This is a genomic window from Streptomyces sp. SYP-A7185 (assembly GCF_046103685.1).
GTDB lineage: Bacteria > Actinomycetota > Actinomycetes > Streptomycetales > Streptomycetaceae > Streptomyces.
Map to the genome: position 1 here is coordinate 1,018,304 of NZ_CP122310.1, position 14,705 is coordinate 1,033,008.

At 73.3% G+C, this 14,705-nt stretch carries 10 protein-coding genes; 5 read left to right on the forward strand and 5 right to left on the reverse strand.

Annotation, left to right across the window (positions count from 1 at the left end):
* The first annotated feature begins 11 nt into the window (after positions 1-11).
* Together QBL25_RS04365 and QBL25_RS04370 are read left to right on the forward strand one after the other, a co-directional pair.
* Positions 12-290 (forward strand): hypothetical protein, encoded by a 279-nt coding sequence (locus QBL25_RS04365; RefSeq protein ID WP_409055636.1) that lies wholly within the window; start codon positions 12-14, stop codon positions 288-290.
* 140 nt (positions 291-430) lie between these two features.
* Positions 431-1,306, forward strand: coding sequence for a hypothetical protein (locus QBL25_RS04370; RefSeq protein WP_409055637.1), 876 nt, complete (start codon positions 431-433; stop codon positions 1,304-1,306).
* Between the two features lie 51 nt (positions 1,307-1,357).
* On the opposite strand, the gene QBL25_RS04375 is transcribed toward QBL25_RS04370, so the two are convergent.
* From QBL25_RS04375 to QBL25_RS04385, 3 genes are all read right to left on the reverse strand, one after another.
* Positions 1,358-4,777 (reverse strand): hypothetical protein, encoded by a 3,420-nt coding sequence (locus tag QBL25_RS04375; RefSeq protein WP_409055638.1) that lies wholly within the window; start codon positions 4,775-4,777, stop codon positions 1,358-1,360.
* A 196-nt stretch (positions 4,778-4,973) separates the two neighbouring features.
* Positions 4,974-5,156 (reverse strand): hypothetical protein, encoded by a 183-nt coding sequence (locus QBL25_RS04380; RefSeq protein ID WP_383264082.1) that lies wholly within the window; start codon positions 5,154-5,156, stop codon positions 4,974-4,976.
* A gap of 141 nt (positions 5,157-5,297) precedes the next feature.
* Positions 5,298-6,353 carry a fatty acid desaturase family protein gene (locus QBL25_RS04385; RefSeq protein ID WP_409055639.1) on the reverse strand — a complete coding sequence of 352 codons (1,056 nt, stop codon included), beginning with the start codon at positions 6,351-6,353 and terminating at the stop codon, positions 5,298-5,300.
* A 247-nt stretch (positions 6,354-6,600) separates the two neighbouring features.
* Here QBL25_RS04385 and QBL25_RS04390 point away from each other — a divergent pair, with 247 nt between their 5' ends.
* From QBL25_RS04390 to QBL25_RS04400, 3 genes are all read left to right on the forward strand, one after another.
* Entirely contained in the window at positions 6,601-9,474 is a 2,874-nt protein-coding gene (locus QBL25_RS04390; RefSeq protein WP_409055640.1) for a DEAD/DEAH box helicase, read from the forward strand.
* Positions 9,471-10,799, forward strand: coding sequence for an SWF or SNF family helicase (locus QBL25_RS04395; protein WP_409055641.1), 1,329 nt, complete (start codon positions 9,471-9,473; stop codon positions 10,797-10,799). The genes QBL25_RS04390 and QBL25_RS04395 overlap by 4 nt, the downstream gene beginning before the upstream one ends.
* Positions 10,800-11,265: 466 nt before the next feature.
* On the forward strand, positions 11,266-12,618 hold the full coding sequence (locus QBL25_RS04400) for an esterase-like activity of phytase family protein (protein WP_409055642.1): 1,353 nt from the start codon (positions 11,266-11,268) through the stop codon (positions 12,616-12,618).
* A gap of 121 nt (positions 12,619-12,739) precedes the next feature.
* Here the strand turns inward: QBL25_RS04400 and QBL25_RS04405 are convergent, their stop codons facing one another.
* Both QBL25_RS04405 and xylA read right to left on the reverse strand, forming a co-directional pair.
* Positions 12,740-13,075, reverse strand: a complete 336-nt coding sequence (locus tag QBL25_RS04405) for a hypothetical protein (RefSeq protein WP_409055643.1) — start codon at positions 13,073-13,075, stop codon at positions 12,740-12,742.
* Positions 13,076-13,352: 277 nt separating this feature from the next.
* A complete protein-coding gene (xylA, locus tag QBL25_RS04410) occupies positions 13,353-14,519 on the reverse strand; it encodes a xylose isomerase (protein ID WP_409055644.1) in 1,167 nt (388 codons plus the stop codon).
* Positions 14,520-14,705 lie beyond the last annotated feature (186 nt).

Here is a 14,705-nt window from a genome sequence, read left to right on the forward strand (position 1 = left end):
AGGTGGCCCACATGTTCGACAAGTTCCGCAAGCTGTGGCGCACGGACGAGGCTGCACGGGCCAAGTCGGAGCGTCCGCACAATCTCTTCGAGGCGGCCGCCGCCTATGTGGCGGCGTGCGCCGAGGACGACCAGGACCGCATCGACGAGGCCACGGGGTGGGTCTCCCCGGAGGCCCTGTCCTTCGGGGTCAGCGAGCTCGCCTGCCGCGCGGTCATCACCCTGGCCCGCGAACGCGACAAGACACCCGATGACGTGGCGCGCACGCTCCTGGGTCTGCCTGCCGCCTGACGTCCGGGTGCGTGGGCTCATCCGTGTGCGGGGGGTCAAAAGAACCACCGCCAGAGCCCCTGCTGGTCACAGCCCCCCTCGACGATCACGCAGACCTGTGGTTAGGGTGCGCCGACGGATGAAGCGATGGGGAGGCTGGCATGGCCGGAACGGACGACGTGGTCGCCGCCGAGGACGACGCGCTGTACGTACTGACCGCGGTGCTGCTGACACCCGCGAAGTTCCCCAGCGTGCTCGGTGACGACTACCCGGAAGCGTGCGACGCCCTGGGGCTGGCGCCGCTCGCCGACGGGTACGGCCTGGTGCTCGGGCAGGACGGCGAGGGCGCCCGGTGGACCGTCGTCGTCGACGACGTGTCACTCGTGGCCGTCGCCATCGCCTCCTGGGACTGCGGCATGGAGTACGATCTGTCGCCCGACGAACGCACGGTGGTCGCCGCACTGCCCGGCTGGCCGCTCGCGGTCGCCGTCGCGGCGCCCAACGTGCCCGCTCCCCACGATCCCGAACCCGAGGAAGCGGACCAGCAGCCGCTGTCACCCCCGCAGTCCGACACGTGGGGTCCCGCTCAGCGCAGGCTCGGCGCCGACGAGATCGCGCTGCAGTGGGCGGCGTGGCGCGAGCAGATCGACGACGCCGACTTCTTGACCGACGACACGGAGGAGGGCGAGGGACCCGGCCCGGAGGGCGCCGACGCTCCCACGGCCGACGGCGATGGCGAGCAGGCCGGCTCCGCCGGTGCTCCGGCTCCGCTCACAGGTGTGCGCCGCGTGCTGGCGGAGGCACGGGCGTACGTGAGTACGCCCCCGCCCCTGGGTCGCGTGCGGTCCTCCTTCGCCTCCGGGCAGGCCCGCACCCTGCGGGCCGACGGCCCTGGCTGGTCCATGGTCGCCAGAACCGACGACATCGCGTTCGTGCTCTTGGACGAGGAGCCCGGCGAGGTGCTCCCGGTGGGTCGCGGTCCCGAACTCCCCTCGCTCCTCGACGCGCTGGACAAGATGGCCGTGCGCCCCGTCTGACACCCCTCAGGCCCCTGATCCTCGCCCGGCCCCCTGAAAGAACGCGTGCCCTCAGGGGGCCGGCTCGACGACGGGAAGGTCGGCGGTGAGCAGGAACGCCGCCAGGGCGGTGTCGTGGTCCGCGTGACCGCGCAGGGCCTCCAGTTCACCGCGCCAGGTCGCGTCCCACGACGCCGCCCGGCCGCCGGCGCGGACGAGCGCGACCGCCATCACTCCGGCCACCGGGGTGCCCCGCTCACGCAGCAGCCGGGTTGCCGCGAGGAAGGCCGCACGCGCGCGTGGCGTGGGGACATCGGGGTTGAATCCGCCGCCCAGAGGCAGTCGTTGGGGGCGTTCTTCGACCAGGTCCAGCAACCGCTGCCAGCGTGCCGCGCTGTGTTCGCCGTGGCGCATGGCGGTCAGCGACGTGTCCCAGGTCAGGGCCGCCTCATCGGCGTACAGGCCGACGGCGTGCAGGGACAGGGCCAGGGCGTCGGCCACGCGGAGGGTCTGGGCGGATCCTCGGGGGACGCGCAGGGCCTCGCCCAGGCCGGACAGGCGGCGGAGCATGCCGGCGCGCACCGTCGGATCCGGCGTGCCGGCGAGTTCCTGGAGCCGCCGGACGGTGTCCTTCAGGAGCTGTTCTCCGACCGGCCCCGGGGGGAACCAGGCCAACTGCCGAGCGGCCACCTCCCCTTCGCGCCGAGGGCGCCCCGGGTCCGTGACGACGTCCGCCACGGCCCGCATCGGACCGGACGATCGCGGTGTGAACCAGGCGGGCAGGGCCCGGCACGCGGCGACCACGGTCTCCGCGTCACCCTCCCGCACCAGTCGGGCCAGGAAGTCCGCGTAGGCCTCCCCCGCCGTCTCGCGCACGGGCCCCACGCGCGCGTGGACGACCGCTTCGCGGACGGCGGGCTCGTCCGCCGCCCCGACCAGGCGGTCGGCGACGGCGGGACGGTCGATCGCCGGCAGCAGGTGGCGCGCCAGGACGGCGCGTACGTCACGGTGTTGCCGCGGCGCGTCCCAGGCGGCCAGCAGCGCCTCGAACGCCGCGGCGCCGGTGAGCGCGCCCAAGGCGCGCACGGCTTCCTTGCGGGAGCCGACGGGAGCATCCGGTGCGCAGGCGACGGGGGCGAGCAGCGCGGCCGCCTGTGGGTCCGGCACCGCCTGCAGGAGTCGGCGGACGGAGGCCATGGCGGCTCGCCCCCGGACGCCGCCCGTCGCGGCGTGCCGCAACAGGGCGCCCAGCAACGGCTCGGTGGCAGGAGGCGTGCCCTGGTGCGCCGGGCCGAGGAGGTCGCCCAGCGCGCCGATCGCGGCAGCAGCGACGGGCTGTGGCGCTGATGCGGCGAGTGTGGTCAGGAGCTCTGGTCGGCGCACCTGGGCGGCCGCATCCGCGCGGGTGCGCAGGGGTGCCAGTTCATCGGCGGCCACACGCGCGTGGTGTTGGTCCCACGCGCGGCGTTGTGCGGGCAGCCAGCGGCCGGTGACACCGGCCCGCACCGCCGCGGCCCAGGCTCCGGCCCGGGGCCGGGCCCGCCCGGTGAGCCCTTCCCGGGCGGCGAGCAGCACGGCGTCCAGCAGGTCGGTGCGCCGGGTGGTGACGGTGCGCAGGATGAGCGGCACCGTGGCGAACGACGCGTCCTGGCGGATGAGTTCGGCGGTGCGTCGCTCGCGCAGCGGTGCGGGGCTGACCCAGGCGGCCGCCGCGCGGGCCGCGCTGTCCGGGTCCTCGGACTCCCGGGCCAGGGCCCGCACCCAGGTGTCGAGGTCCGGCAGTGCGGTGAGGTGCGGCGCGAGGAGTTCCGCCAGGGCCGTGTGGAGGTCGGGGTGGGTCGGCGGCTCCGATGAGGCGGCCGACCAGAGGGCGCGTGCCGCGTCCTCGCCGACGCGCAGCGGGGTGACCGCGGTGGATGAGCGCGGGTCGGACACGACATGGCAGAGCAGTCGCGCCGCGTGGGTCGCACGGTCGAACCGGCCGGTGGCCGCCGCGCTCTCCGCCGCGCGGCGCAGCAGGTGCTCCGCCGCGGCCAGGGTGTGGTCGGTCGAGTCGCGGGACTGGACGGTGGTCAGCGTCGCGTCGCGCAGCACCCGGTCGGGCAGCGCCCCGAGCAGGCGCGGTGGCGCGCCCGCCAGCTGTTGGAGGGCGGCTCTGCGTACTGGTTCCTGGTCGTGCCAGGCCCGCTCGCAGTCCTGCGCGATCCGTGCGAACTCAGCCGGTGCTGCTTCGAGTTCCGCGCAGGCGAGCAGGGCGGGCCAGGCCACCAGGCGGTGGTCGAGGCGGTGCTGCCCCGCCATGTCGCGCAGGATGGGTTCTCCCAGGGCCAGCGGGAGGGCGACGGCCAGGCGGCTCGCCGTCCATTCCTGCCGGGACACGCGCTCCATCCAGGGCATGACGAGCGCGGCCCTGTCGGCCGGCTCCAGGGCCGTGAGGGCGGCCAGGGGCAGGCTGCGTACCGAACGGCGCCGGGCGGTGCGTTCCTCGACCAGGCGGCGTCGTTCGGATGCGGGCAGCAGCGCCAGCAGGCCGTCGGGAGCGATGGTGTGGCGTCCGGGCCGGCGGTGCCGTGGCTGGGTCGCGGGGCAGTGGCGGGCGAGGTCCGTCAGCTCCGCGGGCGCAAGGGCGCGCAGGGCCCGTGTCGTGGCGGGCGGCAGCACCCCGGCCGAGATCTGCAGGGCGCGCGGAGAGCCGTCGGGTTCGGGTGGGGCGGCGCGCAAGATGGCAAGGACGGCGGCCGGCCGGCGCAGCAGCGTACGGGCCGCCGGCGGGGGCAGGAGTTCCGGGGTCCGGGCCAAAAGCAGCAGCCCCGCGTCCAGGTCGCGTTCCGCGGCCAGGCCGGCGAGCGCGCGGTGGTGGGCGGGGCGTGCGCGGTCGCGGCCGACGCGGCTCTCGGTACGGGTGATGAGCAAATGGGCCACGGCGAGCGGTGCGGTGCGGGTCAGGGCGTGCAGGACGCCGGGGGGTGGGTCGAGTCGGGGCAGCCAGGCGCCGACCGTCTCGGCGGGGCAGGCGGGCAGCAGCAGGGCGGCGTCCCGGGGCCCGAACCGTTCGTGGACCTCGGGCAGCAGGCGTGCTGCCAGGGCACGCCGTCGGCTCAGGCGCAAGACGCGGAAGGTCTCGAGCCGGGCTGCCCCGACGTCGCTCAGCGCGAGTTGTTCCAGGGCTGCTTGCGGTACCGGAAGCCGGATGGCGGCCGCCAGGGCGCGGCGGCGCAGGAGGGGATCGGCCAGGGCGTCGGCGACGGTGGTCAGATCGCGCCGGGCGACGGCGAGGAACAGGCCGGTGTGCCGCTCGTCGGGAGTGCCGGCGGCGAGAGCGGTCCGGAGTGTGCCGTAGGCGTCCTCGCTGAGCGCGCGGGCGTAGCGGGCGAGGGCGCTCATGCGGGCGGGGAAGGGCAGGGAGTCGAAGTGGGCCTTCAGCCAGGCGGATGTCAGGGGCGCGGGCTGCGGCTGGGGGGTGGGCGTCTGCGACGCCTCGTGTGCGGCCATCAGCGATCACCGTGGTGTCGCCGGGCCTCCTTTCGGGAAGTCATGTGCGCCATGGTCAGGCCCGGACTGCTGGGGCGCAACAGGTTTTCCGCTCGCGGTACCGCCGGGCAGAGGCGGGACCGCGAGCAGAGGAGCCGTCAGCCGCCCTGTGCCCGGCATCCGCTCACCGGCGGGGTGTCCGCTGCGGGGTGCCGGGTCAGCGGCCGAGTTCCTTGCGGGAGACGCGGCGCAGCCTGCGCCGCTGTCCGGGGTCGAGGGTCAGATAGGCCGCGGCCGGGACCCCCAGCACGATCAGGAGGGCGGCCCACCAGGGCAGCCAGATCAACAGGATGATGCCGGCCGCCACACCTCCTGCGGCGATCTTCGCGTTCTTCGACATGTGTGTCGCCTCCTTCGCGGCTGCTGCCGCTCTCTGTCTTGAGAAACGGGCTCGGGACGCCCACGGTTCCAGATGCTTCCCTGAGAGATCCCTGAGGAGCGACCCTGACGAAACCCTGAGCCGCACCGCGCCTCGCGGCGGCTACTCGACCCGCAGCGGCTCGCCGACCTCGTACATGTGGCGCAGTACCTGCCGGTAGGAGTCGATGAAGCCGGCCTCCGTGTACGGCATGCCCAGCTCGGCGCAGTGGGCGCGGACCAGGGGCTGGGCGCGCCGCAGGCTGGGGCGGGGCATGCTCGGGAACAGGTGGTGCTCGATCTGGTAGTTGAGTCCGCCCAGGAACCAGTCGGTCAGCGCGCTGCCACGGATGTTGCGCGAGGTGAGGACCTGGCGGCTGAGGTGGCCCCAGCGTTCCCCGTCGGGGTCGGGCATCTCCATGCCCTTGTGGTTGGGGGCGAAGGCCAGGCCGAGGTGCAGGCCGAACAGCGCCTGGTGGATGGCGGCGAAGACGAGGGCGTGGCTCACCGGCATGGTGACGAGCAGCAGCGTCACGTATCCGGCCAGGTGCGCCACCAGCAAGAAGCCCTCGAGCAGGCGCTCGCGCGGCGCTTGGCGGCGCAGGTCCTGGAAGCCGTAGAGCTTCATGGCCAGGCCCTGCAGCAGCGTCAGCGGGAAGAACAGCCAGGCCTGGTTGCGGGTGAGCCAGCGCCGGAATCCCACGCGGACCGCGGCCTGCTTGCTGGTCCAGACGAGGACGTCCGCGGCGACGTCGGGGTCCTTGTCGAGGTGGTTGGGGTTGGCGTGATGGCGGTTGTGTTTGTCGTTCCACCACGCCGAGCTCATGCCCAGCAGGAGGTTGCCGTGGATGAGCCCGATGGCGCGGCTCACCCCGCGGTCGCCGGTGATCTGCGAATGGCCCGCGTCATGGCCTATGAACGCCGTGCGGGCGCACAGCATGGCCAGGACAGGCGCCAGGAGCAGCACCCACCACGAGCCCCCGAGGAAAAACATCCCCGTCGCCACGGCGGCCAGCGCCAGGGTGTTGATCGCGATGGTGCGCGCGTACCAGCCGGTGCGGCGGCCCAGTAGCCCCTGCTCCTTGACGGTGCGCAGGAGAGGCGCGAAATCGCTCCCGGCGGGCTGCCGTGGGGTGGTGCCGGGGGAACGTTCCGCGACTGCTGCGGCGGCCTGGGACATGGTGAGGTCTCCGGTCTCTGACTGGATCGGGCTGAGGTGAATCAACGTATGAGCCCGTGACCTGGGGCATCCATGGCGCCTTCACCCCTCTTGGGAGGGGGTCAGCACCGTGGGACAGGGGGGTTAGCTACACCCCTGCAACGCAGTGACGCGGATCACTTCAGAATCGCTCACGTCTGCGGTGCGGCGTGCTGTACTCTCGGCCGCTCCACACCCAGTAGTCAAGTTTGAGGAATGCGCCATCGCCGTGCCCAGGCCCTCTGCCGCGTCACCTTCCGAGATCTCTGAACTGTCCCGCTGCTCCGTCCTGTTCGTCTCCGCCGACCCGGCACGCGCCGGCCGGGTCGCTTTCTGGCACCCCGAGAGCGACGCACCGCCCTCCTGCTCCGCGGGCAGCGTCGAGGACCTGACCATCGCGCTGCCCGGCGCCGACGGGGTGCAGCTCGGCGACGTGTCCGCGCTCGTTCTCCCGATGCGCACGGCCCTGCCCGTCCTGACACGCGCGCGTGCGACGGCAGGGGCACACCCGACGGCCGCCTTTTGGGGCGCGGCGGGTCTGCTGGCGCTGCAACTCGCCGCGCGCGGACTGCTGCTGCCCGGACTCACCCCCAGCGATCACGACGCATGGCGCGCCGGCCCTCTGGGCGCCGACGATCTGCGCCGTCTGCGCGATCTCGCCGCCGCGATGCCCCCCGCCGCCCACGCGCTGCCCCTGGAGGGCGGCGCCGAGCCCCTGCGGCTGCCCGAACCCGAGCGGCTGTTGCGCCAGTTCCTGGACGCGGTGGCCGACACGCTGCCGCGCTCCCCCGCCGCCTCGCTGGCCGCCGGCGCACCGGCCTTCGCCTCTCCGCGGCCCCAGCACATTCCCGAACAGCGCCCCTGGGCCACCGATGTCGCCGCCGGGCACGACGCCGGCGTACGGATCTCGCTGCGCGTCGAGGTGCCCGGCCTGGTGTCGGACACCCCCGACGGGACCCGCCTGCCGTTCCGCGCCGTGCTCCAGCTGCACAGCGTCAGCGACCCCTCGCTCGTCGCCGACGCCGCGGAGGCCTGGGCCGGCTCCGGCGCCTCGGGGCAGTCCTTCGGGGCGCGGTCGCGGATGGACGCCCTGCTGGCCCTGCGACGCGCCACGCGCGCGTGGCCGCCGCTGGCCCCCCTGCTCTCGGCCACCGTCCCCGACGCGATCGAACTCGCCGACGACGAGGTCACCTCGCTCCTGGGCGAGGGCGCCCGCATGCTCGCCACCGCGGGCGTGGAGGTGCACTGGCCCAGGGAGCTGGCGCGCGAGCTGACCGCCCGCGCGGTCATCGGCCCGCCCGACGACGACACCACCAAGGAGCCCGACAAGCCGTCCTCGGACGCCCCGTCGTACCTCTCCGCCGACGCGCTGCTCTCCTTCAACTGGCGGTTCGCGCTGGGCGGTCAGGAGCTGACCCGCGCGGAGCTCGACCGCCTCGCCGAGGCCAACCGGCCCGTGGTGCGGCTGCGCGACCAGTGGGTGCTCATCGACCCCGAAGAGGCCCGGCGCGCCCGTGCGCACCAAGACCACAAGGTCACGCCGATCGACGCCCTGAGCGCCGTCCTGACCGGCACCACCGAAGTGGCCGGGCGGCGCGTGGACGTCCAGCCGACCGGCTGGCTCGCCGCCTTGCGCGAACGCCTCGCCGACCCCGAGGGAACCGAGCCCGTCGGCCAGCCCGCGGCGCTCGCCGCGGACCTGCGCGACTACCAGCTGCGCGGCCTGAACTGGCTGGCCCTGATGACCTCCCTGGGCCTGGGCGGCTGCCTCGCGGACGACATGGGCCTGGGCAAGACCATCACGCTCATCTCCCTGCATCTGCACCGCCAGACCGACAGCGACTCCGCGGGACCCACCCTCGTCGTCTGCCCCACCTCCCTCATGGGCAACTGGCAGCGCGAGATCGAGAAGTTCGCCCCCGGCACGCCCGTACGCCGCTTCCACGGCGCTCAGCGCAGCCTGGAGGGCCTCGCCGACGGGGAGTTCGTGCTCACCACCTACGGCACGATGCGCCTCGACGCGCACAGCCTGGGAAACGCCCCGTGGGGCATGGTCGTCGCCGACGAGGCCCAGCACGTCAAGAACCCGTACTCGGCCACGGCCAAGCAGCTGCGGACCATCGGCGCCCGCGCGCGCGTGGCGCTCACCGGCACCCCCGTGGAGAACAACCTCTCCGAGCTGTGGGCCATCCTGGACTGGACGACACCGGGCCTGCTCGGCAAGCTCGGCACCTTCCGCACCCGCTACGCCCAGGCCGTCGAGAGCGGCAAGGACCCGGCCGCCGCCGAGCGGCTCGGCCAACTCGTCCGGCCCTTCCTGCTGCGCAGGCGCAAGTCCGACCCGGGCATCGCACCCGAGCTGCCGCCCAAGACGGAGACCGACCGAGCGGTGTCGCTCACCACGGAACAGACGGGCCTGTACGAAGCGGTGGTGCGCGAGACCCTCGCCGAGATCGCCGGCGCCGACGGCTTCACCCGGCGCGGTCTGATCGTCAAGCTGCTCACCGGCCTCAAGCAGATCTGCAACCATCCCGCGCAGTACCTCAAGGAGGACAAGCCGCGGATCGCGGGCCGTTCGGGAAAGCTGGAACTGCTCGACGAGCTGCTCGACACGATCTTGTCCGAAGACGCGAGCGTGCTCATCTTCACGCAGTACGTCCAGATGGCGCGCCTCATCGAGCAGCACCTGGCATCGCGCGGCACCCCGTCGCAGTTCCTGCACGGAGGGACACCCATCGCGGCGCGCGAGGCGATGGTGGAGCGCTTCCAGGACGGCGACGTCCCGGTCTTCCTGCTGTCGTTGAAGGCAGCGGGGACCGGCCTGAACCTGACGCGCGCCGAGCACGTCGTGCACTACGACCGCTGGTGGAACCCGGCCGTCGAGGCACAGGCCACCGACCGGGCGTACCGCATCGGGCAGACGCAGCCGGTGCAGGTGCACCGGCTGATCGCGGAGGGAACGATCGAGGACCGCATCGCGGAGATGCTGGTGCGCAAGCGGGAGTTGGCCGACGCCGTGCTCGGCTCCGGCGAGGCGGCGCTGACGGAACTGACCGACGCCGAACTGGCCGACCTGGTGGAGCTGCGAGGGGGGACGCGATGAACGACGACCTGTACGACGAGACACCCGGCGAGACCTACGGCGACGGGAGCGGCGGGGAGGGCGCCGGGGAACACGAGCGCACCTTCGCCGCGCTGCCGGCCACGCACGGGCGGGGCTTCGCGCAGAGCTGGTGGGGCCAGGCCTGGCTCAAGGCCCTGGAGGACACGGCCCTGGACCTTCAGCAGCTGAAGGCCGGGCGCAGGCTCGCGCGCGCGGGGGCCGTGGGCGCGGTCTCGGTGCGCCCCGGCCGGATCACCGCGCTCGTCCAGAACCGCGACGGCACCACCCACCGCTCCGACGTCCTGCTGCAACGGCTCGGCGAGGACGCATGGGACCGCTTCTTGGACATGGCCGTCGAGCGCGCCGGGCACATCGCGGCACTGCTCGACCGCGAGATGCCGCCGCACCTCGTGGAGGACGCGGCGGCGGCAGGCGTCGAACTCCTGCCGGGCATCGGCGACCTGGAACCACAGTGCGACTGCGACGCCTGGGACCACTGCGGGCACACCGCCGCGCTCTGCTATCAGGTGGCCCGGCTCCTGGACCAGGACCCGTTCGTCCTGTTCCTCATGCGCGGCCGCGCCGAGCGCGAGCTGCTCGACGAGCTGCAAGTGCGCAGCGTGGCCCGGTCGGAGGCCGTGGAGACGCCCACCGAGGAGCAGGAAGGGGCCCAGGAGGGCGTGGACGCCGCCGAGGCGTACGCGGAGGGGATTCTCCTGCCGCCGCTGCCCGAGCCGCCTCCGCTGCCGCCTGAGCCGGGTCTGCCGCCGTCCCTCGACACGGAGACCGAGCCCGCGCCGGGTCTGGACGTGACGGCGCTGGAGTTCCTGGCCGCGCAAGGCGCCGCGGAGGCACACCGGATGCTGGCCGAGGCGCTCTCGCCCGGGCACGAGCGGCAGCCGATAGCGCACGAGTTGACGCCGGACGAGGATGCCGTACGCCTCGCCGCCGCGGCTCCCACGCCGGTGGCCGCACGCCTGGCGACCGCCGCGGGCCGCGGCAAGGACGGCCTCGCGCTGGCCGTCCGGGCCTGGGGGTACGGGGGCCCTGCCGCGCTGTCCGCCCTGGAGGAGGAGTGGACGCCCGAGGCGGACGCCCTGGCACGCGCGCGTGCGGCGCTGGACGCGGCCTGGGACGACGGAGAGCGGCCGCAGCTGCGCGCCGCCCGCAACCGCTGGACCGTGGTCGGGAGCGACGCCCAGCTGCGGCACGGCGCCGACGGCCGGTGGTGGCCCTACCGCAAGGAACGCGGGCGCTGGACCCCCGCCGGCCCCGCCGCCCACGACCCCGCGACGGCACTGGCCGTGGTGACCGGCGCCGAATAGACCGGACCGGTCCGGTGCGAGCCACGCCCCGCACCGGGCCAAGGCCCCTGGGGGGGGCGCTCTTGCACCTGGCCGGAACGCGCGCGGCGGCCACCGGCGTGGCCACACCGCTCACACGCGCGCCGGGAACACGGGCGCGGGCACTCCCCCGGCTCAGCGATTGAGCGCGAGCATGACACCCGCGAGTGTGGATCACATCGGTTCCGGGGAGCCGACCGCGACTGGTCTCCCCCGTTCCGCAGGGCCCGCCGTGAGGGAGTACGTCAGCGCGATCCAGCCGAAGGGGGACGAGGGGCCAGGTGCCCGACAGCCGCTGACCGGCCCGTGGGTGACGGCGGCGCCTCCTGCCCCTCGCGGGAGGCGCCGTCAGCACTCTCCCTCACGTTCACCTCTCTGCCTCCTCCCGTTCGCGGCGACGGCGAAGTCTGATCGCTGTCACCGCACATTTGCGCCCCAGGAGGCACCCATGTCCCCGCACGCCGCCCGTCAGCGTCGCGTCCGCCGCTCCGTCGCCGTGGGGGTGCCGATCGCCCTGCTCGCCGCCGTCGCGGTGACCGGTACCGCCACGGGCGCCCCGACCGGCGCCAAGCCAAAGGCACCTCGGATCACCTCCACGGCGACGCTCGGCGACGTCCCGCTGGGCCCGTTCAGCAACTCCCTGCTGCCCGGCACGGTGACCGACGACCGCGGTGTGGATCTCGGCGGCATCGGCAGCGACATCTACCCGGCGGGACGCAAGGGCGAGTTCTGGACGGTCACCGACCGCGGGCCCAACGGCCAGATCAAGATGGACGGCAAGAAGCGCCGCACCTTCCCCGTCCCGGGATTCGACCCGGCGATCGTGAAGATCCGCGTCTCCGGTGACACCGTGAAGGTCATCGACGCCCTGGCCCTGACGACCTCCTCCGGAAAGCCCGTCACCGGCCTGTCCAACCAGAAGGGACGCGACGAGGCGCCCTACACCTACGACGCGAAGACGCCGCTGGCCCATGACCCCAACGGCCTGGACACCGAGGGCATCGTGCGGGCGCACGACGGCAGTTTCTGGCTGGTCGACGAGTACGGCCCCTCGCTCGTCCACGTCTCCGCGCGCGGGAAGGTCCTCAAGCGCTACGTCCCCCGCGGCCTGAAGCTGTCGGGCGCCGACTACCCGGTCGTCGAGGCGCTGCCCGGTGTCCTGGCGCACCGCAAGGGAAACCGCGGCTTCGAGGGCCTGGCCCAACTTCCCGGCGGCGATCTGGTGATGGCGCTCCAAAGCCCCCTGTCCCTGCCGGACGAGGACGCGGGAGCCGCGTCGCGCACGACGCGGCTCCTGCGCTTCTCGCCGAAGAAGCAGGCGGTCACCGCCGAGTACGCGTACCGCTTCGACGCGGTGGACGTCGTCGATCCGGGCGAGGACGACACGTCCGAGCTGAAGATCTCCTCCGTGGTGGCCGTGGGCCGTGACCGCCTTCTGGTCGAGGAGCGCACCGACAAAGCCGCGCGGCTGCACACGGTGAAGCTGGACCAACGCTCCGACATCCTCGGCGAGCAGTGGGACAACGCGGCCACGACGCCGTCCCTGGAGCAGCTCGACGACCCGGCGGCCGCCGGAGTGCCCGTCCTGAAGAAGCGCCTCCTGGTCGACCTGGGCGCCGTCGACGGCGTGCCCGACAAGATCGAGGGCGTGGCCCGTGTGAACGGCCACACCCTGGCCCTGATCAACGACAACGACTTCGGCATGACGGACGGGGCGGAGGCCTTCGACCAGGAGGGCCGCCTGGTGGACAGTGACGTGGAGACGACCGTGACCTACGTACGGCTCCCGCAGCGGTTTTGAAAGGCCGCTCCGGCGGGCCTTCGAGCGCGCGGTCAGCCGTTCAACACGCCGATCAAGACCCTGGTCGGATGACGTCCGCCCGCAGGAAGCAGTAGGGCGCTTCCTTGCCCGCGGCGTCCGCTCATTGCGGCACCAGTGACTCCAGGCCGCTCGGCAGGTCACTGGGGAAGTCCGACGGCAGGCCGCTGGGCAGGTTGGACGGCAGCTCCGTGGGCAGCTCGGACGGAAGCTGCGAGGGGATGCTCAGCGACGGGCGGGGCGTGCCGTTGGAGCTCTCGCTGCTTTGGGAGGGGCCCTTCTTGTCGTCCGAACCGTCGCCGCTGGTGGCCACCAGGACCACCGCGACGACGACTCCGATCGCGAGGAGCACCGCGAGCAGGACCAAGGGCCCGCCGCGCCGCCCGGACGGCCCACCCGGCGGCGGAGCGGGCGGGAAACCGCCTCCACCAGGGGGCATCCCACCGCCTCCCGGAGGAGGCCACCCCCCGTCGCCCGGTGGCGGCCCGTATCCGTCGCCCGGGGGCGGGCCATACCCTCCCCCGGGCGGACCGTAGCCCCCTCCCGGCGGGCCGTAACCGCCATCGCCCGGAGGGGATGAGTCACCCGGCGGAGGGGGCGGCGGCGGAGGTACGGGCGGCATGGCCATACCGTCCAGAGTCGCCTCGAAAGGGTCACGGCGCGACCCCCTTGCGGAAGTTGCCGCCTCCCGGGTGAGAACGGAGCGGGAGCCTCCGTCAGCTTCGCGCCCCCAGGAGGTGGTCCATGGCCAGCTGGTCGAGGTGCTCGAAGGCCATGCCGCGCTCCGCGGCCGCCGTCACGTCGAAGTCCTCGAAGGCTCCGCGGTCGGCGAGCAGCCCGGCAAGGCCGTCCTCGGCGGTCGGCACGGCCAACTCGTCCAGACGCGAGGCCCGCAGGGCTTCCTGGACCTCCGGGTCGGCACGGAACGCGGCCGCACGCTCGCGCAGGATCAGGTAGTTGCGCATGCAGCCGGCGGCCGACGCCCACACGCCCGTGTAGTCCTCCGTGCGCGGCGGCTTGAAGTCGAAGTGCCGCGGGCCTTCGTAACCGCCCCTCTCCAGGAGGTCCACCAGCCAGAAGGCGCTGCGCAGGTCGCCCGCCCCGAAGCGCAGGTCCTGGTCGTACTTGATGCCCGTCTGGCCGTTGAGGTCGATGTGGAACAGCTTGCCCGCCCACAGGGCCTGGGCGATGGAGTGCGGGAAGTTGAGCCCGGCCATCTGCTCGTGCCCCACTTCGGGGTTGACGCCGAACAGTTCGGACCGCTCCAGGCGCTCGATGAAGGCGAGGGCGTGCCCGACGGTGGGCAGCAGGATGTCGCCGCGCGGCTCGTTCGGCTTGGGCTCGATCGCAAAGCGCAGGTCGTACCCCTGTTCCGTCACGTAGTCACCGAGCAGGTCGAAGGCCTCCTTCATGCGGTCGAGCGCGACGCTCACGTCCTTCGCGGCGCCGGACTCCGCGCCTTCCCTGCCGCCCCACGCGACATAGGTGTGGGCACCCAGCTCCACCGCCAGGTCGATGTTGCGGATGGTCTTGCGCAGCGCGTAGCGGCGGACGTCCCGGTCGTTGGCGGTGAACCCGCCGTCCTTGAAGACGGGGTGCGTGAAGAGGTTCGTGGTCGCCATCGGCACGACCAGGCCGGTGGCGTCGAGCGCCTGCCGGAACCGCTTGACGTGCGACTCGCGCTCGGTGTCCGTGGCGCCGAAGGGGATCAGGTCGTCGTCGTGGAAGGTCACTCCGTAGGCGCCCAGTTCGGCCAGCTGCCGCACGGAGTCGGCCGGGTCGATGGCCGCCCTGGTCGCGTCGCCGAACGGGTCCCTGCCCTGCCAGCCGACGGTCCACAGGCCGAAGGTGAACTTGTCCTCAGGAGTGGGCTGGTACGTCATGTGCGGCTCCCTAGATGACTGGTGCACGGCGGTGTGGCCGAGCGGGCACGGGTGCGTGCCCGCTCATGTGCGGTTACCGCGACTATTTCGTCATGGCGCTTAACAAATTAGTATCCGAAGGCATCCCTGGGAAGGTCGGACGGAAAGAAGTCCGGGCACACCCGGAAAGAGCCGCGGGAACGGAGA

Bases quoted from the DNA above. Each gene is read 5' to 3' on its own strand.
- QBL25_RS04365 (WP_409055636.1), top strand. From the start codon at position 12: ATGTTCGACAAGTTCCGCAAGCTGTGGCGCACGGACGAGGCTGCACGG.
- QBL25_RS04375 (WP_409055638.1), bottom strand. From the start codon at position 4,777: ATGGCCGCACACGAGGCGTCGCAGACGCCCACCCCCCAGCCGCAGCCC.
- QBL25_RS04400 (WP_409055642.1), top strand. From the start codon at position 11,266: ATGTCCCCGCACGCCGCCCGTCAGCGTCGCGTCCGCCGCTCCGTCGCC.
- QBL25_RS04385 (WP_409055639.1), bottom strand. From the start codon at position 6,353: ATGTCCCAGGCCGCCGCAGCAGTCGCGGAACGTTCCCCCGGCACCACC.
- QBL25_RS04380 (WP_383264082.1), bottom strand. From the start codon at position 5,156: ATGTCGAAGAACGCGAAGATCGCCGCAGGAGGTGTGGCGGCCGGCATC.
- QBL25_RS04395 (WP_409055641.1), top strand. From the start codon at position 9,471: ATGAACGACGACCTGTACGACGAGACACCCGGCGAGACCTACGGCGAC.
- QBL25_RS04405 (WP_409055643.1), bottom strand. From the start codon at position 13,075: ATGCCCCCTGGTGGAGGCGGTTTCCCGCCCGCTCCGCCGCCGGGTGGG.
- QBL25_RS04370 (WP_409055637.1), top strand. From the start codon at position 431: ATGGCCGGAACGGACGACGTGGTCGCCGCCGAGGACGACGCGCTGTAC.
- xylA (WP_409055644.1), bottom strand. From the start codon at position 14,519: ATGACGTACCAGCCCACTCCTGAGGACAAGTTCACCTTCGGCCTGTGG.